The organism is Pseudanabaena sp. PCC 7367 (assembly GCF_000317065.1).
Taxonomy (GTDB): Bacteria; Cyanobacteriota; Cyanobacteriia; order Pseudanabaenales; family Pseudanabaenaceae; genus Thalassoporum; species Thalassoporum mexicanum.
On sequence record NC_019701.1, the window covers coordinates 4,352,111 to 4,372,239 of the forward strand.

20 protein-coding genes are annotated in these 20,129 nt (G+C 45.0%); 10 read left to right on the forward strand and 10 right to left on the reverse strand.

What is annotated here, in order from left to right:
* Positions 1 to 402 precede the first annotated feature (402 nt).
* Positions 403 to 717 (forward strand): hypothetical protein, encoded by a 315-nt coding sequence (locus tag PSE7367_RS17470; protein WP_015166667.1) that lies wholly within the window; start codon positions 403 to 405, stop codon positions 715 to 717.
* Between the two features lie 161 nt (positions 718 to 878).
* On the opposite strand, the gene PSE7367_RS17475 is transcribed toward PSE7367_RS17470, so the two are convergent.
* Together PSE7367_RS17475 and PSE7367_RS22795 are read right to left on the reverse strand one after the other, a co-directional pair.
* Positions 879 to 1,499, reverse strand: a complete 621-nt coding sequence (locus tag PSE7367_RS17475; protein ID WP_015166668.1) for a hypothetical protein — start codon at positions 1,497 to 1,499, stop codon at positions 879 to 881.
* Between the two features lie 49 nt (positions 1,500 to 1,548).
* Complete coding sequence (locus tag PSE7367_RS22795) at positions 1,549 to 3,471, reverse strand: ATP-binding protein (protein ID WP_015166669.1); 1,923 nt, start codon at positions 3,469 to 3,471, stop codon at positions 1,549 to 1,551.
* Between the two features lie 832 nt (positions 3,472 to 4,303).
* Between PSE7367_RS22795 and PSE7367_RS17485 the strand changes: the two genes are divergently transcribed.
* Entirely contained in the window at positions 4,304 to 4,801 is a 498-nt protein-coding gene (locus PSE7367_RS17485) for a rhodanese-like domain-containing protein (RefSeq protein ID WP_015166670.1), read from the forward strand.
* A gap of 14 nt (positions 4,802 to 4,815) precedes the next feature.
* Here the strand turns inward: PSE7367_RS17485 and PSE7367_RS17490 are convergent, their stop codons facing one another.
* Entirely contained in the window at positions 4,816 to 5,838 is a 1,023-nt protein-coding gene (locus tag PSE7367_RS17490) for a PD-(D/E)XK nuclease family protein (RefSeq protein ID WP_015166671.1), read from the reverse strand.
* Positions 5,839 to 6,131: 293 nt separating this feature from the next.
* Between PSE7367_RS17490 and PSE7367_RS17495 the strand changes: the two genes are divergently transcribed.
* Entirely contained in the window at positions 6,132 to 7,673 is a 1,542-nt protein-coding gene (locus PSE7367_RS17495; RefSeq protein ID WP_015166672.1) for a sensor histidine kinase, read from the forward strand.
* Between the two features lie 165 nt (positions 7,674 to 7,838).
* Here PSE7367_RS17495 and PSE7367_RS17500 read toward each other — a convergent pair whose 3' ends face one another.
* From PSE7367_RS17500 to PSE7367_RS17525, 6 genes are all read right to left on the reverse strand, one after another.
* The gene (locus PSE7367_RS17500) at positions 7,839 to 8,510 is read right to left on the reverse strand and encodes a HEAT repeat domain-containing protein (RefSeq protein ID WP_015166673.1); all 672 of its coding nucleotides are present in this window, start codon (positions 8,508 to 8,510) and stop codon (positions 7,839 to 7,841) included.
* Between the two features lie 327 nt (positions 8,511 to 8,837).
* Positions 8,838 to 9,284 (reverse strand): divergent PAP2 family protein, encoded by a 447-nt coding sequence (locus PSE7367_RS17505; protein WP_015166674.1) that lies wholly within the window; start codon positions 9,282 to 9,284, stop codon positions 8,838 to 8,840.
* Positions 9,285 to 9,287: 3 nt separating this feature from the next.
* Complete coding sequence (crtE, locus tag PSE7367_RS17510) at positions 9,288 to 10,223, reverse strand: geranylgeranyl diphosphate synthase CrtE (protein WP_015166675.1); 936 nt, start codon at positions 10,221 to 10,223, stop codon at positions 9,288 to 9,290.
* On the reverse strand, positions 10,204 to 11,085 hold the full coding sequence (gene folD / locus PSE7367_RS17515; protein ID WP_015166676.1) for a bifunctional methylenetetrahydrofolate dehydrogenase/methenyltetrahydrofolate cyclohydrolase FolD: 882 nt from the start codon (positions 11,083 to 11,085) through the stop codon (positions 10,204 to 10,206). Before folD ends, crtE begins: the two co-directional genes overlap by 20 nt.
* A 342-nt stretch (positions 11,086 to 11,427) precedes the next feature.
* Positions 11,428 to 11,622, reverse strand: a complete 195-nt coding sequence (locus tag PSE7367_RS17520) for a hypothetical protein (protein ID WP_015166677.1) — start codon at positions 11,620 to 11,622, stop codon at positions 11,428 to 11,430.
* A gap of 347 nt (positions 11,623 to 11,969) precedes the next feature.
* Entirely contained in the window at positions 11,970 to 13,094 is a 1,125-nt protein-coding gene (locus PSE7367_RS17525) for an ATP-dependent 6-phosphofructokinase (protein WP_015166678.1), read from the reverse strand.
* Positions 13,095 to 13,617: 523 nt separating this feature from the next.
* On the opposite strand from PSE7367_RS17525, the gene PSE7367_RS17530 reads away from it, so the two are divergent.
* From PSE7367_RS17530 to PSE7367_RS17550, 5 genes are all read left to right on the forward strand, one after another.
* Complete coding sequence (locus PSE7367_RS17530) at positions 13,618 to 14,112, forward strand: CRR6 family NdhI maturation factor (RefSeq protein ID WP_015166679.1); 495 nt, start codon at positions 13,618 to 13,620, stop codon at positions 14,110 to 14,112.
* A gap of 20 nt (positions 14,113 to 14,132) precedes the next feature.
* Positions 14,133 to 15,413 (forward strand): molybdopterin molybdotransferase MoeA, encoded by a 1,281-nt coding sequence (locus PSE7367_RS17535; protein WP_015166680.1) that lies wholly within the window; start codon positions 14,133 to 14,135, stop codon positions 15,411 to 15,413.
* 361 nt (positions 15,414 to 15,774) lie between these two features.
* Positions 15,775 to 16,023, forward strand: a complete 249-nt coding sequence (locus tag PSE7367_RS17540) for a hypothetical protein (RefSeq protein ID WP_015166681.1) — start codon at positions 15,775 to 15,777, stop codon at positions 16,021 to 16,023.
* Between the two features lie 270 nt (positions 16,024 to 16,293).
* Entirely contained in the window at positions 16,294 to 17,010 is a 717-nt protein-coding gene (gene bioD, locus PSE7367_RS17545) for a dethiobiotin synthase (protein WP_015166682.1), read from the forward strand.
* Between the two features lie 138 nt (positions 17,011 to 17,148).
* Positions 17,149 to 17,850 (forward strand): DUF3386 domain-containing protein, encoded by a 702-nt coding sequence (locus PSE7367_RS17550; protein WP_015166683.1) that lies wholly within the window; start codon positions 17,149 to 17,151, stop codon positions 17,848 to 17,850.
* Between the two features lie 144 nt (positions 17,851 to 17,994).
* On the opposite strand, the gene PSE7367_RS17555 is transcribed toward PSE7367_RS17550, so the two are convergent.
* The gene (locus PSE7367_RS17555) at positions 17,995 to 18,360 is read right to left on the reverse strand and encodes a hypothetical protein (protein WP_015166684.1); all 366 of its coding nucleotides are present in this window, start codon (positions 18,358 to 18,360) and stop codon (positions 17,995 to 17,997) included.
* A gap of 330 nt (positions 18,361 to 18,690) precedes the next feature.
* Here PSE7367_RS17555 and PSE7367_RS21625 point away from each other — a divergent pair.
* Positions 18,691 to 19,412 (forward strand): IS1 family transposase gene (locus PSE7367_RS21625; RefSeq protein WP_156800426.1). Its coding sequence is split into 2 segments (ribosomal slippage): positions 18,691 to 18,997 and positions 18,997 to 19,412, totalling 723 coding nucleotides; the frame shifts between segments, so codons are not numbered across the junction.
* Positions 19,413 to 19,567: 155 nt separating this feature from the next.
* On the forward strand, positions 19,568 to 20,071 hold the full coding sequence (locus tag PSE7367_RS17570; RefSeq protein ID WP_041698596.1) for a hypothetical protein: 504 nt from the start codon (positions 19,568 to 19,570) through the stop codon (positions 20,069 to 20,071).
* The last annotated feature ends 58 nt before the right edge of the window (positions 20,072 to 20,129 follow it).

The following is a 20,129-nucleotide window of genomic DNA, read 5'->3' on the forward strand; positions in this document are numbered from 1 at the left end:
CTTGATTAAAAGCAATAATTGCTTAAGTCTAAATTGCTAAATCCACTTTGCTTCAGGTTATTTGATTAATTAAAATAAACTATTCAAAATTAGCTCTGTCGGCTATTTATAGTTCTAAGGCAATAATGGTAAACCTAGTCAGTGAATTGGTTCATAAAAGTGAATTGGTTCATAAAACTGATATCTCAGACAATTGCAAGACTAGATTATTGGTAGTAAGAACATAGTTTAGTTTATGAGTAGGCGATCGCAGATGATTTAGAACATTATTAAATGTCTATTTGTGATGCTAATTAAATTTTCAATATAGTTTCAATTCAGGCTTGCTCAAAGCTTTTTTAGCTAGTGCATAGGCCAGGGTAAAAAATTAAAATCTTGTAAATATATTTTTAGGTGATAGCTATGAATGAATTTGGTAATTATCAATTTAAATGTACCCTCAAGCTAGGTGATATCTACGGTCAAATAATTATCTGGCTGGCGGTAATTTTTGCTAGTTTGGCTGCGGCTTTGTCGCTAATGAGCCATCCGATCTATTCCCTTGCTGCGGTTGGCCTAATCATTGTGCTATCGCTACCATTCTTGCTGTTTGCGTTTGTGACTACTTTGTTTAACCACATTGAAATTTCGCCGATCGATCAAACTGCAAAGGTGAAAGCCGTGCGATCGAATGTAGTTGCTCAGCCTGGAACTGGTGTGGTTAAGGCGGCAATTTAGGCCTGATTTTAAAGTGAGCTAGCGATCGCAACTAGTTTTAGTTTAATTCTAGTTTAAGAATTAGCCATAATATTTCTTCGTAATGTCCTGGGGTAATTAACGCTCCAGGATATTTTGATGGTTTGCATCATTTATATGACTGGACGGCAAGCGGGAAGGGACTATTGATTGAGGCGATCGAGCGGTTTTTTTTGCCTTCTCTTTTGCCACCATCGCCATGAAATAACCAAGCTGGCCAGATAGAGCAGGACAACAATTATTAATATCCCCCTGGCGATCGCGGTGTCTGCCCCTGGCCACAGATAGCCACAAAGGGCTAGCACTAAACACCTCTCAACGATCGAAACTTGCAAACCATAGTGCTTTGGGTCCCAATAGGAAAGGGGACTAATAAACCGATAGTTGCTGAAAGGATAGAAGTGACGATGGGCATCACTGTTATGGACAGGTAGGTCAAACAGCGAATGCAAAACTGCACTGATTAAACAAATGCCGATCACGCTAGCTCCAGCCCAGTAGGCGATCGTTGCGCCAATCATGGCCAGGGGAATTGAATGAAAGGCTGCTACTAAATTTTGCCAGAGCGGTAACTCATAGGTAATCCCCCAGATTTCGCGCTCCGGCTGCCGCTTGATCCATTTGGCCCAGAAATACATCCCAAAAATTGGTAGGTCGGGTAGCACTGCCCCAAAGGCGATCGCCAGCCCCAATGAGTTATGGTGGGTGGCAGCAAGCACACTGAAGCAGGAAAGATTAACGATCGCGTGGCTAGGAGTATTCACGTATTCACGTATTCACGTATTCACGATTACCGCTACATAATTAGACCAATTAAGCTATCTGCAATGGCAACTCAATTATAAACTCAGTCCCCTGATCCGGTTCAGAGTTGCAATAAAGACTACCCTGGTGTTTTTCGGTCACAATTTGATAGCTGATCGATAACCCTAGGCCAGTTCCCTTGCCCACTGCCTTAGTGGTGAAAAAGGGATCAAATAAACGCGCCTTTGCCTGTTCCGGAATGCCAGGGCCATTATCGGCAATCCGAATTTGCAACCGATCGTCATCGTTTACGATCGTGCTGATATTAATCAAACTAGCTTTAAACGGTTGCCCCTGCGATCGCCGTTCCATATTCTCGGCCTCGATCGCATCGATCGCATTACTCAGAATATTCATAAATACCTGGTTAAGCTGCCCAGCATAGCAATTAATCCGAGGCAGATCGTTATATTCCTTGACCACCTTAATCTCTGGATGGTCAGACTTGGCCTTCAGCCGATTTTGCAGAATCATCAGGGTACTATCAATCCCCTCATGAATATCCACATTTTTAATTTCAGCCTCATCCATGCGCGAAAAATTGCGCAAGGAAATCACGATTTTTTGAATCCGATCCGCCCCCACCTTCATCGAGTTGAGTAAATTGGGCAAGTCTTCTTCGACAAAATCTAGTTCGACCGCCTCGATCTCTGCCTGAATTTCAGCGGCTGGTTCAGGGTAGTGCTTTTGGAATAAATTCAATACTCCTAGCAAGTCAGTCACATAGCGATTGGCATGGACTAAATTGCCATAGATAAAATTAACCGGGTTGTTGATTTCGTGGGCAACCCCTGCCACTAACTGCCCCAGGCTAGACATTTTCTCAGTTTGGACTAGTTGCGATTGGGTTTTTTGGAGCTGATTTAAGGTATTTTGCAGATATTGAGTTTGGTCTCGCAGCAGTTTTTCCGATTCCGTTAGGGCTTCATTTGATTCCTGGAGTTCTCGCTGAGCATAAATCCGCTGCGCCACCTGGGTCTCTAGCTCTCCATTGGCATATTCCAGCTTTTCCACGGCCAGAATTTTTTCGCGGTTGATATCAATATAGTTAAGGCAGAGGCCACAAAATGGTACTAAATAAGCAATGATTTTGAGGAAGTGGGCAACGTTGAAATTACTGTCAAACAATGCTGATGAACCAAATGCCATGTGCAACTGGGTTACTACCTGGGGAATTACACCAATCAGCAGAGAAAGAGAGAACAGGCTGGGATATTTTTGATAAAAGCGCGGAAATACAAATATGCCGCCCACCAGAAAGAGCATCAATGGTGCCACATCCCAGGGGCGGGTAATCATGGCGCTAGGGAACATGGTTTGGGGTAGGCTATTGGATTTCACGCAGATCAGAATAATCCCATAGGCGATCAGACCAGAGATGGTGCTAGCGATCGCAATAAACCAGGCATTTCCTTTCCACTCTTTGCGGTTGGTGAACAGAAATAAACTGGTGCCAGCGATCATAATTACCGCACTGAACAAACGACAAATCGCCCAGGTAAAAGGAATCAAGGAGCGATTATCAGCTACACCCTGGATCAGGCGATCGGCAGCGAGGGTATGAAATGCATCCATACAACCAGCATAGAAAAGCGCCACGCCAATAATAGGCGTAACCACGTCGCCGCTGAGGGCAAATTGAATAAACGCAAGTGCGGCGGTAAATGCCCCGGTACAAAAAGCAGACCACTCTAATATGGTGTGCGTAAAACTACCGGAAAGAGCATGGTGCAGCGCATCAATAAACTCCACCCTGGTATCGGTTTCTAAAGCGTTTATGTCAAGTGGCGCACCGATCGTACTGAAACTAACTCCTGCAAGCTCTAACAAGAAAGGAATGGTACAAATAACTAAAACTGACCAGAGCAGCTTATATGGAAATTTGGGATTACTAGTCAATTGTTCGTTTCCCCTGTCAATATCTAGATACATCACACATATGTCATTAAGTATATTGGAAATAGCAAATCTAGGACATTACACATTGGTGGGATGATTTAACGATTTGGTGAGCCTACATTTAGCGATCGAGCCAACTGAGATCTTAGATTAGATATATGCTGAATATTTGCAATAGCTGCATTTCCTACCCGGATTGGGCAACGCCAGTCTAGACAAGCCGGTTTTGTTGAATTAAGAACGGCTCAATGTAAGGTTCAGAGCCATCATTTACCAGTCAGTTGCATCAAATTATGCGGTAGCTTGAGCTAGCAAGTAATACCTGAACATGATGCATTGACAAAGCCCAGTGTGAGGAGTGGCCAGTCCAAAGCAACTTACTATATCGCTATTATTCCGTAGTTATTGTATATATGCCAACTAAACGCTCATATCCAAGCTCAGCATAAACGCTGTATATCAAATAATTATATATTTCAAGAATTTTTTAGGTGGTTTCCAATCTGGGAACTTAAACCTTATTTTTAGTTTTAATTGGGCTGATGAGCAACTTTTTGGACGTATTGCCGTCAAGATTAAAACTGCTGCAAATTTGACCGACCATTAAGTAACCTAATTCTCGTGTTGCCTAATTCAAGTATGGTAATAGCAGGAATATAAAATAGAATGTACAGCCGATCGCATTTTGCACTACGACAGCTTGTTGAATCATCCCATTTGTCGTCATCTTTATGGGCTAGTTATTTCAAGCTAAACACTAGCAGGCTCAGATCCAAACGGCAAAACCTGATCAGGCTTTTACAAATGGCCTAATTGCGATGAGCTTTTACGATCGATTATTGCGGAGTAAATAACTATAAGCGATATGTCTAAATCTAATCCCGATCGCCGCAGTGAAAAGCAGGTTTGGCGATATCTGGTTGTTGCCCTGCTTTGTATTTTGGGGTTAAGCATGGGCGCAATGGCAGTAGTAGCCAAATCTACGCGGCTGGATCTGTGGACCTATTTAAACAGTCGCACCCACAAAACCATCACAGTGCAAGAGTTGCAGCAAGGCTTGGTTGAACCGCTGGTTTTAATTGATGTGCGATCGCCCCAGGAATATGCTGAAGATCACATTTTGGGCAGCGTTCTAGTGCCGATCGATGAGATTGAGTCTGGCGACGGGGTGCAGCAAATCCAGGCAATTGTGGAGCAAAGTTTAGGCGCTGGCCAACCCCAACCAACTGTGGTGCTTTATTGCCGCACGGGGCCGCGATCGCATCGAGCCTATGCCAAACTTTCCAAAGCAGCAGACTTCAATTTTGTAGTGCTAGAGGGTGGGATCACCGCATGGCGCGAGACTGTTCAGGCCGGGCTCTAGATCGAGATCGGGCTTTAGATTTCTATTTCGGGTATTTGCTCCAGACTGGTTGCCAATTGTTCCGGATGCTTAATTAGTTCAGTGGGTAGATCAGAAATTTGGGGCGATCGAGATGTCAGCAGCTCCACTAATTCATTGTTTTTATTACTTGCATCAGCTTCTATCAGCGCGTCACGATCGCAGCGATAGGCAAAATCACAATGTTTACACACCTCAACAGCAGAACTAGTAAGCTCTATTTTGGGAAAATCGTTTGTTTGTTTGGCTTGGTCGATCGCCGCCAATATCTCTTTTAAATCTGCCCTAGTCCTTTCATGTTGCTCGGCATCATAGCCTAATGTAGTTGCTTTGGCCTTATTGGCAAACCAATAGGTGATTTTAAGTTGATCGGGCTGGTAGGCGGTGGTTTCCGCCAGCAAAAATAAATAGAGCCGAGTTTGCCAGCTTGCTCGTAATTGTGAGGTGGGAATTGGCTTTTGATGGGTCTTCCAATCTACAATCAGGGCTGAACTATCGGCAAAGAACACCAGATCATATACCGCCGTGAGGGTATAGACTTGGGCAGCCTTATCCCTCTCTGGTCTTTGTGCCAATATATTATCTAACTCACTGCCAGGCATACTCTCAGACATACTTCCAGACATACTTCCAGGCATACTCAATGTACGGCGATGTTCACTGTGGCGATCGCCACCGATCGATTGCTGTAATTGGGCAAGCCACTCCTGGGAGCAATCCAGCCATTTTTGCAACTTGCGATCCTGATAATTAACCACCAAAGGTTCAACATCAAGTCCCAGGGCATGTTGTTGCATCAGCAGATGAAACTTTTGCCCCAACTGCATTTTTTCTTCTTGAATGCTAGAAATAGGGGTAGTTAGGCTATCAATATAAGTATGCTGAAACTTACGCCGACAGGTTTGCCATTTGCTCAGATGACTCTGGGCGATCGCAATGGGGGCTGATTGATGACGAACGGGGTCAGCATCAACCTTAGTAGTGAAGGGGTCAGGAGCGATCGCAAGATCTTCTTGCATGTTTTAAACTAATACAGCACTAATACAATTAATACAAGTTAACAAGCCAGATATTATTGTCACATCTTGAGCAACCTAAGTTCGACAGAGCTTTGCATTCCCTAACTTTATTGTTAGTGGGGATCATCAGGGAGCTCTATTGCTTTATTAGCGATCGTTTTTCATGGAACTGGTATTGGGCATGTTCCCCAGATTCAACTGGTGCATTTACCATGTTTTGTTCACAAATTAACTATAAATTGGCTTTTATTGTCTATCTCTGTTTCATCTTATTTCAACTAGTTTAGTATCGTATGGAATTTTTAAGCTCCGAGTTCTTGATCCCTCATGGACATTGCTATCTGTGGAATCCTGGCCTATTGTCATTGCACGCGATCGCTGATTTGATTATTGTTCTTTCTTATTATGCGATTCCGATCACCTTGATTTATTTTGTGCGCAAACGTAAGGATATTCCGTTTGGTTTCACGTTTATCCTGTTTAGCTTATTTATTCTGGCCTGTGGGACTACCCATGCTTTCTCTATTTGGACATTGTGGCATCCTGATTACTGGGCTTCCGGCCTGATTAAGGCAATCACTGCGATCGTGTCGCTCTATACGGCAATGCACTTAGTGCCCCTTTTGCCTCAAGCCCTGGCGATGAAGAGTCCAGCTGAGCTAGAGAAAATCAACCAGGAACTCAATCTTGAAATTGCCAGACGCAAAGAAATCGAACAAGCCCTGCGGGAAAGCGAGCGAAACTATCGGTTATTGATTGATAATATGCCTAATGGTGCAGTATTTATGTTCGATCGAGACCTGCGCTATACGATCGCTGGCGGTACTGAGCTACAGAAAGTTGGCTTCCCTAAAACATCTTTTGAGCACAAAACTATTTGGGAAGCTTTACCGATCGAAACCTGTGAAATGGTGGAGCCCATTTATCGACAGGCATTAGCAGGAGAAACGGCTCGATCAGAGATTGTATTTGCCGAACGAATTTATGAGGTTAATTCGATTCCAGTTACTGATCCAGATGGCATGGTAAATGCAGGTTTAATTCTGACTCAGAATATTACGCAGCGCAAGAAATCTGAATTACAGATGTTAAAAGCTTTGGAGCGACAAAAACAATTAAGTGATTTAAAATCGCACATCGTAACTACGATCTCCCATCAATTCCGCAATCCCCTGGCTGTGATTAATACTGCGGCGGAGACATTGAGTTCATACTTGGATAAATTAAGCAAGGAAAAAATTGATAAGCGATTGCAAAATATTATGCTCGCCACTCAAAGTATGACTATGTTGATGGATGAAATCATGGTTTTTGACAGGATTGAATCTGGTCAGCTAACATTCGCACCCCAACTAGTCAACTTACCAAACTTTTACCAGGAAATGCTTCAGAGTTTGCCGGATGGTGCTGATGCAAGGCGATCGCAGGCTTCAGAAATGATCGAAATTGACATCAATAATACTTGTCAGGAGGCTTACCTCGATCCCAAACTGGTTAGCCTGGCTCTAAAGAATCTAATTAGCAATGCATTGAAATACTCCGATCCCGATCTCCCAATCAAAATTACTGCTACTTGCGCGGAGAACTTAATTAAAATCAAGGTGATCGATGCAGGAATTGGCATAGCACCGGAGGAACTTGCATATATATTCGATCCTTTCTTTAGATCAGAGCGAGTTGAGAATATCCAGGGTACTGGGTTTGGCTTATCGATCGCCAAGCAAGCAATGCAGGTACACAATGGCACGATCGAAGTTGAAAGTGAACTAGGCAAAGGCTCTACATTCACACTCAATCTCCCCTATTTAACCAGACCAGCAAGCAACCAAGCCTAAGGGCTTAAGAGCTGTTTATTTTGGCATTGCATAATCAAGGGATGGAAGTGTTGCTGTCAAAAATCTCGAACGCTTGTTTGATTTGAGCCTGACCGATCGCATGGTCGTTAAATCATCCCGCTAATGTGCAACGCCTTTATTTTAGGATAGACAAATCACAATCAATTAGCTGGCCGATTGCTGCCGATCGAGGGCATAGCTAGCCGCCTGAGCCACATGGTGGTGAGGGTCTTTGGCCAAATACTTCAATGCTGACAAAGCTTTCTCGCAGGGTAAATTGCCTAATGCCTCAGCAATGCGCTGTCTGATTAGCCAATCCTCCGATTGCACAAACCGTAGAATATGTTCGCAGGCACGGGGATCGCCAATTTCACCCAGGGCAGCAATAATTCCCTGTCTTAAAACTATTTCCGGTGCATCCAGCGCGCCAACCAATGCATCATAGGCACGCGGGTCTTGCAAGTTGCCCAGAGATACCGCCGCACTAAACCGTACTAGCCATTCCACACTTTCAAGGAAAGCCCGCATCAATGGCTCGAAGGCGCGAATATCACCAAGATAGCCCAGCGCTCCAGCGGCATCAGCGCGAATACCATAGTCTTCCTCTGTTTCCAGAATATTTACCAGGGTTGGCAAACATGCTTCGGTTGGCTTCACGCCAAGGGTAAAAACCGCCATCGATCGCACCTGTAAATTATTGTCGTTGATTACTTTCAGGATCAAAGGCACAGCCCGATCGGCAGTAACATCCCGCAGGGCAGCCAGACCCAGGAGGCGATCGCGGGAGTTTTCACTTTCTAGTTGCTCTGTAACTTGATTGAGGCTAGCTGATTCCATAATCTAAATCTAATCCTGATTCCATAATTCAATTTCTTAGCTCTATCGATGCGATTCAATTTAAATTTAGATAATAAAATCACGAAAATCACGATAGAAGCTGATCCTGTTTAGTTTGCCAGGATATTCAAACTTGGTTGAATTATAGAAAAACAAATGCCCATCTTGCTTCTAGCTACGGAAATAACCCCCAGTTAAATTTAACCTACCCTAAAGGCTAGCTCTTGGGAGGTAAGGGCTGCTATTTGAACATTCATAACAAACATTCATAAACAAAAAAATAAGTCTGGCAAGTATGATCTTGGGTTTAGTTGATTTAAAAATCTGCTATTGCAACAACCACATTAACGAAACCCCCAGGATTGCCCCCATCAAAACCTGGGCTGGGGTATGGCCTAATAGTTCTTTGAGCGGATCACCAGTAAGGACGTGATCATCCTCAAACATCTCAAAAATGATTTGGTTAATTACCTTAGCCTGTTTACCAGCCGCAAACCGAATCCCTGCCGCGTCATACATCACAATAAACGCCATCACTGAAGCGATCGCAAATGCCGGCGTATCCCAACCTTGCGATCGGCCAATCCCAGCAGCCAAAGCCGCCACCAAAGCCGAATGGGAACTGGGCATCCCGCCAGTTTCAAACAGGACACGCAATTCGATTTTGCGCACCCGAATAAACACAATGATCAACTTGAGGAACTGAGCCAGAAAGCTAGCCAGCACCGCGATCAAGAGCAGTTGATTATCCAAGATTTCGCCAAACGGATGCATGGTTTAGTTATTTCTTGCGGTAATGAAATTAGCGATCGCCTTTAATGGCATGGCAGCATTGCCATAGGGATCTAACTGGGCGTTAGCTTCTTCGACCAGGGCTTGGGCTTTGGCCTGGGAAGTGGGGATGCCCCACAGGCTGGGATAGGTAACTTTTTGAGCAGCCAGGTCTTTGCCAGCGGTTTTGCCCAGTTGCTCGGCTGTGGCCGTAATATCCAGAATATCGTCAATGATTTGAAAGGCGAGGCCAATATTATTGGCATAGGTGCTGAGTCGTTGCAGGTCGATTGCGGTAGCGCCAGCCAGAATCGCACCGCAACTAACGCAGGCTTCTAGGAGGGCGGCGGTTTTGTGCATATGAATAAAAGTAAGCGTTTCCGCAGTGGTGTCGGTTTTTCCTTCACATTCAAGATCGACTACCTGGCCACCCACTAATCCGGTTGCTGCCACTGCATGGCCTAGATGGGCGATCACCCTGAGTACCTGTTTCGCCGTGGTGTGATCTGGGCTAGGAGTACGATCGGCAATATATTCAAAGGCGTAGGCCAACAAGCCATCGCCCGCCAGGATTGCCATATCTTCGCCATAAACTTTGTGATTAGTAGGCTTGCCGCGCCGAAAATCATCATTGTCCATGGCTGGTAAATCATCATGGATCAGCGACATAGTATGGATCATTTCCATCGCACAGGCCGTTGGCATCGCCACTTCGATCGATCCGCCCAGCAATTCACAGGCCGCCAGGGTCAAAATTGGCCGCAACCGTTTACCACCCGCCATCAGCGAATAGCGCATTGCCTCGTAAATTGTTTCCGGATAGGTAACAGCGATCGAGCGATCGAGAGCTTGCTCCACGATCACCTTGCGCTCTGCCAGATAGGCAGCCATATCAAAGTTATCTAACTTTGTGGTTTGGGAATCAACTGTACGATATGCCATGTTTACGGCAATAGCTCCAAATTGTATTGTGCAATAGCATGGTCACGGTCATCGGGCCAACCCCGCCAGGGACAGGGGTAATGTGGCCAGCCACTTCGGACACGGCAGCAAAATCAACATCGCCCACTAACCTTGATTTACCAGTAGCATCGGTAATCCGGTTAATGCCCACATCAATCACGATCGCGTCTGGTTTAATTAGTTCCGCCGTAATCAGGTTAGGTTTACCCACCGCAGCAACTAGAATATCAGCGTTTTGCACCACTGACTTAAGATCTTTAGTGCGCGAGTGCGCCATCACCACGGTGGCATTGGCTTCTAGCAACATCATGGCGATCGGTTTGCCCACCAGAATACTGCGCCCGATCACCACCGCCGTTTTACCAGCCGGATCGAGGTTATATTCATGCAGCAATGCCATTACGCCAGCAGGAGTACAACTGCGTAAACCCTCTTCACCACGCACCAACTTACCCAGATTAAAGGGATGCAAGCCATCGGCATCTTTGTTGGGGGCAATTCGATTTAGCAATGCAGTTGCATCGAGGTGTTCTGGCAGCGGCAATTGCACCAGAATGCCATCGACCCGATCGTCCTGGTTGAGGCGATCGATCACTTGTTCCAGCTCGGCCTGACCCACCTCGGCGGCAAAGTGCTGCCCCAAGGAAGCAATCCCCAGTTTTTGGCAAGCTCGCTCTTTGTTACGCACATAGGCGGCACTAGCGGGATTATCACCCACCATTAATACTGCCAACCCTGGTGGTCGATCTATCTGCAGCGATAAATTGGCCACCACTTCAGCCATTTCCGCCTGTTTGCGTTGGGCGATCGCTTTGCCATCAATAATCTGCGCTGATGTCATAGGTTAGCTGAAGTATCTATCTATATCAATATCAATGGGCAAACCAATGCAAACGTTAAAGTGCAAATGCAATAAATAGATCTCAACTAGATCTAAAGATCTCAAACCAATCACTTGTTGACCTGCTAATAGAATCCTATCAATAAACCTGCACAACAAATAAGCATAGGCAAAGACTGAAATTCAATCTTCCTATGCTTAAACTTAAGTGTTATTAAAATGTGGCGTGAAATTTTTAACTAGGCAGACTCGAAGCACTTTTAACCAAAATCTCTCTGAGGAGTAGATTTAACGGTTGTCTAACTAGTAATCGAGTTAGTTAATTATGCCGAAGGTGTTAAGTTATGCAGCAAAAAGCGCAACCTCAACGGCACCAGCAATCACAACCGACAACAAACCAATGGTTAGATAACGACCGATCATGGGATTCTCTCCTAGGAATGTATCTGCTTGACTGGCAGTGAAAAACAATGACCAGGCTTTGGTGGCATTGATGCTTTTGAAGCTATTGAAATCGGCGGTAAAAATGGGAGCCATGTTGTCCTCTCGTAAAAATAAAAAAAGTAAGGTAAGTTAGCAGGCGCTCTAATAGTTAGATAACTGGATAGTTGGTAATGGTAGGGGTTAGTTTGAATAGCGATCGCTGATAATTATCAGCAAACTAACGATCGCAATCAAGTAACCAATTCAAGGCTGCAATTCAGCAATGAATATTGAAATAGTTTTGCAATCATCAGTATTGTTAACTTATGTTGCGCAACTTGACTACAAGCTAACACAACTAAACCCGCTGCTCAATCATTGCGGCGGGTAAACTAGCTATTTATATCTGCTGGCTTAGGTGTTTTTGCTCTATTGGCCTGGGGCTATCAAAAAATGGTGACCTAGACTACCGAACTTTCGCCATCATGCTGCGATTGGATATTTTCCACCTCACCAATATATGCGCCTACCCCCAAAGCGGTTTTGACCAGGGTGCCATCTACTTCCACGGCACGATACTGGGCAATCGCGTCGGCGATCGGCACATCCACAACCTGGCGTTGCTGCCATGCCACCATCCGATCGAATCTTTCTTCGGCAATTAGATCCACCACCCGCACGCCGAATGCAGTACCAATCAAGCGATCCATTGGTGAGGGTTTACCGCCCCGTTGCAGATGCCCCAGGGTGGTAACGCGAGTTTCTGCACCAGTACAGACACTAATGCGATCGGCAATATACTGGCCAATCCCACCATACAAAGATTGTCCCAGGCTATTAATAAACTTGACTGGCTCCCCTGTTTCGGTTTTGACTGCCTCCGCTACCACCACCAAACTATGATTGCGCCCCCGCTTAGCTCGATCTTCAATTCGATGGCAAAGCTTGTCCATGCTGTAGGGGATTTCGGGGATTAAAATCGCATCGGCTCCACCAGCGATCCCAGCACTAATTGCAATGTGTCCAGCATCCCGCCCCATTACTTCCAGAATCATCACCCGGCTGTGGCTGGCAGCGGTATAGTTAAGTCGATCGAGCGCTTCGGTGGCCACTTCTACGGCAGTAATAAAGCCGATCGAGCTTTCGGTAGCACCCAGATCATTGTCGATCGTTTTGGGTACCGCCACCAAATTCCAATTTCCCTGCTGGGCTAGTTTGCTCAAAATTGCCAAACTACCATCACCGCCAATCCCAATTAAGGCATCTAGCTCTAGCTCATGATAGCCATTGGTAATTTCGTGGGAGCGATCGAGCAAACTACCGTCGGGCATCGGAAATGCAAAGGGATTGCCCTTATTGGTGGTGCCTAAAATTGTGCCACCATAGCGCAAAATGCCAGAAATTCGCTTTAGGTCAAGCAACTCAGCATCAACCGGACGCGACATTAGTCCCAGGGTGGAATCTCTGATTCCAAACACGTCCATGTTGTAATGACGTGCCCGATGGACAACCGCCCTAGTAACTGCATTCAAGCCACCGCAATCGCCGCCACTGGTGAGAATGCCAATCCGTTTCCGTTGTGTCATAGGTTGAGTTACCGACTATATCTACTTATTTATTGAATTTAATTTATAAATTGAATTGAGTGAATCAAGGCAATTATGGGGAGCGAAGTTTGGAACCAATCGCAACCTGACATCGCAACCTGAACTTGAAATTAGGCGATTATTAAGCCTCTGCTTCTACGCTAGTATCTTCTCAAACAAGTTCAAGCAAGGTACTGTACAAAAATTGGGCTAACTATCAGGAATTGCATCCAAGCGATCGTTATTCTTGCCCAATTGGTTACTTGAAACCGCACTAAGTTGCCAATCTCTTACGATTGTTTTTGTCAAAAACTACCTTGGTATGAGGTATAGATGAAGATAAACCCTGAAGCTGTAATGATTGCTATATCGTTGGCCAGGATCTACAGGATCTATTTGATGCGCTAACGAAATTATCGTCAATAATGGGATGGACGGGTAAAATTGCGGTTTATCTTTAGGATCACTGAGCCTGCCCCGAAAACTATTCCTGTCTTGCTAATAGCTGAATTATTTGGATTTTATGTCTACCGTAATAAATGTAAATGCCGATTGCATCGCCCAAATTGACATTGCCCCAGCGCGGGTAGTGGTGGATAAATTATTAGCAACGATCGCTACGACCAATGGGGCGATCGCCACTCTGCCAGAAGATCAGGCGATCAAATTTAATATTATGTTTCCCCAAGAACCCACCGACCCCCGTGAACTATCGGAAATTCCCGAAATTCGACTCTGGTTTATTCGGCTGGACGCGGTTTATCCCTGGCTGCCCTATTATCTCGATTGGCGTGAAGGCGAATTAACCCGCTATGCGGCGATGCTGGTGCCCCATGAATTCAAGAAAGCTGAGGGGATTGAGTTTAATGTGGAGGCGATCCAGATTTTTGTGATGCAAAAGGTGTTTATGATCCATGATTGGCTCGGACAGCAGGGCAGTAGTAATACGGCCAAGCTAAAACAAATGTCCCAGGCTCTGGGGTACGAGATCGATGCTGAGTTCTTTGAATTGCTATAGAAAATTGCTATAGAAACTATATGATTCCGGTTAGTGAGGCTGCGCAAATTATCCTCAATCTGGCGCGATCGCCTGATGCCAAGCAAGAACAAAATATTGAACAGATACAACTATCCCATGCATTAGGGCGGGTATTGGCGCAAGATCTAGTCAGCGATCCCTTGCCAGCATGGCCTAACTCGGCAATGGATGGCTATGCACTACGCCACGTAGATCTAGAACAATATCAACAGTTACAAATAGTAGAAACGATCGCCGCCGCTGGGGAAGTAATCGCCGTAACCATTCAACCAGGGCAATGTATGCGGATCTTTACTGGGGGGATGTTGCCTGCTGGTGCTGATACGGTGGTGATGCAAGAGGAAACAATCCGCCAGGGCGATCGGCTAGAGTTAAAAACTCAACCAAAGTTAGCAGCATATGTGCGGCAGCGAGGTAGTTATTATGATGGCAAGCAACCATTAATCCAGCAGGGTAGCAAAATTAGCGCCACCGAAATTGGGCTGTTGGCTGCCATATCACGGGCAAAGGTGAAAGTACATCGCTTACCAAGGGTGGCGATCTTTTCCACTGGCAACGAGTTAGTCGAGCTAGCCGCAAATGGCTCATCTATAAATACAGGATCAAAAAATACAGCATTAAAGCCAGGTCAAATTATAGATTCTAATAATCATGCGCTGACGGCTTTGGTGAATCAAGCGGGGGCGATCGCTCAACCTTTGGGGATTGTGTCCGATCGAGAAGCCGATCTCAAAGCGATGATTCAAACTGCAATTGCAAAAGCCGATCTAGTCATTTCCTCCGGTGGCGTATCGGTGGGTGATTATGACCTGGTCGATCGAGTCTTAGCCTCATTGGGCGCAATGATCCATGTGCGTGCCTGCGCGATCAAGCCTGGTAAACCCTTGACCGTGGCCACGATCGAACGAGCCGATCGCCAACCTTGTTTATATTTTGGTTTGCCTGGGAATCCAGCCTCGGCAATGGTGTGTTTTTGGCGGTTTATCAAAGGAGCGATCGCTAAGCTGCGGGGCGAGGCTGAGGCCAACTGGCAACCGCGTTTCATTCATGCCATTACCACCGCCGATTTAAACGCCCAGGGTCGCCGCGAAACTTATCTCTGGGGCAAGCTCAGAATTGAAACAAGTGCAAAGGATAAATCTGAATGGCACTTCGATCCAGCCCCCAATCACATTTCTGGCAATTTGGTTAGTCTGGCGGGTACTGATGCGCTGGCGGTTTTAAAAATCAATCAAACCTATGTCCCTGCTGGCGATCGGGTATTGGTAATGCTGGTATAGCATCAGATTTCAAATTAAATCCAATCTAAGATTACTCCCAATCGTTATCTGGCATAGTGATATGCGTCTGAACTGCAAAATCTGCGATCGAGATTTGCATCGGATCTCAAGGAGCGATCGCCTTAATTCATATCATTCATTTCAATTATTATTGCTTGATCCTATATTATTTCTTGATCCTATGCCATTTAGACTAGCTGGCATATGCCCAATGAAATAGGCACTACCTCGGTTGAAATACTTGCCAATACTGCGATCCACCACAAATGACAGATTGCGGCACCAGGGTTTAAGTTGCTAATCTTTACATAACTTAAACAAAGCTTTTCAAGCAAATCAAATCCTGGAAGGAGGAAAAATTATGGCTAAGCGTACTGGTTTTAATTATGAAGGTGACAATCGTGATGTGGCGGTTGCCTTCCGCGAGGACTTCAACAACTTCACCCCAATCAACGCCACCCAAGCCTGGTCCTTATTCTTCACAGGTAGTAAGGAAGACTATGCGATCGGCCTGAGCGATCAAGCTGGTCAGTTCTGGACTCAATCTTTGATTGGTGTCGTAGCCGCCGGTGTCCTGGGTGTGATTGTGTTCCAAGGTTTCCTTGCCTAATTAGCCTTGTAAATCAAAGTTGAAGTTACTTGATCGAGCGATCGGGCACAGCGTCAGCAGTAGTATGAGCATTGCAAGTAAATCCCGCTCATTTCAATCAAGTTAACTGTCATTCAGGTTTTCAAAGTTTCAATTCAAGACATTGAGTTGTCTCTCTCTATCTACAAATCTCCTAAAAAGTGTGATCCGAGCCGAGCATATGTCCGGCTCCTTTTTTTGTTTGAATATAAAATAGTTACAGGCATTTTTACTGAGGACATTTAACCAGACTTGATTTCAGATATAACAACAGCGCCATCTCTATTAATCACGGGCACCGATACGGAAATTGGCAAAACGATCGTCACCACCGCGATCGCTGCCTATTGGCAAACCTACCTGCAACCGGACAATCCAACTAGCCTGGGGATCTATAAACCAATTCAATGTGGCAGTGGCGATCGGGAGCTTTTTCAACGAGTTTTAAACTTAGACCAAAGCCCTGAGCAAATCACACCGCAATATTTTGATGCTCCCTTAGCACCACCGATCGCCGCCCTGAAAGCTGGTCAAGAGATCGATCTGGGTTTGTTGTGGCAACAGTTCAATCAGTTACGATCGCAAAAGCAATTTGTGCTGGTCGAAGCGCTGGGTGGCCTGGGATCACCCCTGACCAATGAATATATTGTGGCGGATCTGGCCAGGGATTGGGCATTGCCGACCGTGCTGGTGGTGCCGGTCAAAATTGGCGCAGTGGGGCAAACAATTGCTAATGTGGCGTTGGCCAGGGCAAACAAGATTGATCTGCGCGGGATCATTCTCAACTGCCCGATCGCCGATCAAACCGAGGCGGAGATAGCAGATCTTGCGCCGATCGACATGATCGAATCCCTGGCTAATTTACCTGTGCTGGGCAGAATCCCCCACCTGCAACCTCAAGATCGTGAAGATGTGACCAAGTTAGCCCATGCTGCAACAGGACTAGAACTGGTTCGATTGGGGCTATAGCTTTGCTTAATTATGGCCGGATTTAGCCAGGCGATCGCTTAACGCCTAATACTTAACCTCCCAGGGGCTAATCCCACTCCCCCAGAGTCACTACAATGCAACTACAATTTAGATAGACACATAAACACAGGAAATAATATGACAGCAGTTAATACTGATACTAAAGCCCGTGATCTGTTTCAGGCGGCCTATGAAAACCGTTATACCTGGGATGCTAACTTCCCCGGCATGACTGCTGATGTCTCGGCCAGAGTTAATGACGAAACTCGTACTGGTAAGGTACGCATCGACAGCGATCTGACCGTGGAAGTAACCATGGACGAACCCAAGCTAACTACCCGCACCACCAAAACCCCTGATGGGAGTGAAAAAACAGTGGAGGTAGACGAAGGCCATGAATGGCTGACCAACCAACTACGCGATGTAGTCACACACCGTCGCCGCAAGTCCTTTGAGGAAGCGCATGGTAAGTCTAGCTTTAGTTTTGGTGAATCTGATGATACTGGCGCGGTAGAAATTTTGGTTTCTGGCGATTCAATGGGCTCTAATTATAAGATCCGTGATAATCAGATTTCGCTGGTAAGTCGGGTAATGGGGCGGATCGCCTTTGTAATCAATCACCTCGCTAAGCTAGATACTGGCGAGGGTTATATCTCCTCTGCCTATAATGCGGTTTTCCGTAATCCCCAAACCGACGAAGTGGTTCGCCAGACTAAGTTTGAGGATTCCTACGAAAAATTTGGTAACTACTACCTGATGACGAAGCAGGTAGTGCATGCCAATGAAAAGGGTAAGCAGGACGAATATGAAATTGAGTTTTCGAATATTCAATTGATGTAGATATTAGTTATCTATTTTTGATAAAAAAAAGTCTGATTCAGGGGCTGGATCTTACTTAAACAATTCAATTCATCCGATCGCTCTGGCTATGTTGGTGCTAGGGCGATCGTTATTTATTGGGTAATTCTAAATCGCTCCAGCTTTTTAAAGCATTTCCTTAACTTCTGGGTGGGCTTTCTCTGCCGCCGCAAAATTGCGATCGTACAAAATTGATTTGATCGCCTTATCCACCGTTGTGCCACTGAGGGTTTCGATCGCCTCGATCAACTGCTCCGGCGTTTGATCGGAAATGTCAATCTTATAGTGAACTGCCAGGCGATTGATGTCAGTAATGCGATCGAGTTGGCCAGACACCTGATTGAGCAAATCGGCAAAATGGGTCGCCGTATTGAAATCAGGAATTTCCTGTTCTTCCTGGTTCAAATAGGCGTTCAGCCAGCCCCGAAAGGCAAAAACTGCCTCCACTTGCTCGGTGGAAAGGGTCAGATTAATGTGGGCTTCTTTAGTCATACCGGGTAAAAGATTTAATGATTTTGTGATTTGTAGCCAGCGATCGCTAAGACCTATGAGCTATCTTAACCATTTTGGTTTTAGAACAGTCCCGAATAGGTATTCTCTATTCTCAATCAAGCGATTTTGATCGTTTGCTCTAGCTGATTTCAGAGTGGACGTGAGCATGAGTAGCTCCTGAGACCAATTCTGGAATACTTGAATATTCTTATCTGCGCCAGGTTAACAAACAAGCTAATAGATTTAGAGATTAAAGCTTTAACCAGAGTAACTATAGGTAGTCATGCAGAAGTAAGGATAATGGGATAGAAGATACAAAAATTCTCTCTCATGGATACATCTAAGCTAACTTGTCCAAGATGCAATTCACTCAAAATTGTCAAAAATGGCAAAATTCACAACGGTAAACAAAACTTCAAATGTAAACAATGCAATAGACAATTTGTAGCCAATTCTAAGAAGAAATATATCGCTAATGAGACTAAAGCTCAAATCGACAAGCTTCTGCTAGAGAGGGTTTCACTCGCAGGTATTGCCAGAGTTGTAGGTGTATCACCAAGATGGCTACAGCAATATGTTAATCACAAATATGCTCAAGTGCCCCAACAAGTGCAGGTACAGGCTAAAAAAAAGGGCACTTAACCATTCAAATGGATGAGCTGTGGTCTTTTGTAGGCAAGAAACGAGTCAAGGTTTGGGTTTGGTTAGCTATAGATGTTAATACTAAGGAGATCGTAGGAGTGTATATCGGTTCTAGAGATGAGGTTGGTGCTCAAGGATTATGGCAGTCTTTACCACCCGTTTATCGACAATGTGCGGTTTGTTACACTGATTTCTGGCGTGCCTATGCTCAGGTAGTTCCGAGTATGCGTCATCAACCAGTGGACAAAGGTTCAGGCTTGACAAACAAAATTGAGCGATTTAATTGCACTCTTAGGCAAAGAGCTTCAAGACTGGTTCGCAAATCTCTTTCTTTCTCGAAAAAGTTAGCTAACCATGTTGGCGCTATCTGGTTATTTGTGCATCATTACAACTCATCCTTACTTGTATAGCACTACCACCCTTTGATTTTGTAAATGAGTTTTTCAAAATTCTGGCGGGAAAATTTGAAATTCTTAATCGTTATGGAATCAAAAATTCTAACATTTGGTTTTGCCTAAACCATGAATATGACCAGGAGTGTAATTTAGAATTATCGCCAGCAGATATGGAGCGAATGGCCGATCACGATATTCCACTATGTATTACATGCTGGAAAAATGATGGTGGCTACATCGATTTAGAAGCAGAGACAACATCTAAATATATCTACAAGCTGCAAATCAGAGCTGAGCAAGTAACGCCTTCGGAAATCTCATTAATTCTAGGTCAAAAAGCCAGTCGATCATTCACTAAAACCTGGGTGTATGAACTTACCGATACTTTATCGGATGTCCCTTATTTGGTTGATGAGTTTTTAAAAATTCTGGATGGCAAATTTGAAATTCTCGAACAAAATGGGATTAAAAGATCCGATATTGTGTTTAGGTATATTTACGAATATGACCAGCAATGCAACATGGAGTTTAATCCCAAAGAAATGAAGCGGATGGGGGAGAATGGCATCAAGCTGTGTATTACCTGCTGGGAAAGAGGTGATCCTCCTCCAGGCGATCAAGAAGATGTCCCCGATGATGATTCAGAATCATCTGATTATGGCCAAGCCGCTTAGTAAACTGGGCAACATGCAATTAGAAGCTCAAAATCGATTATCTTAGGGGTAAGAGAAA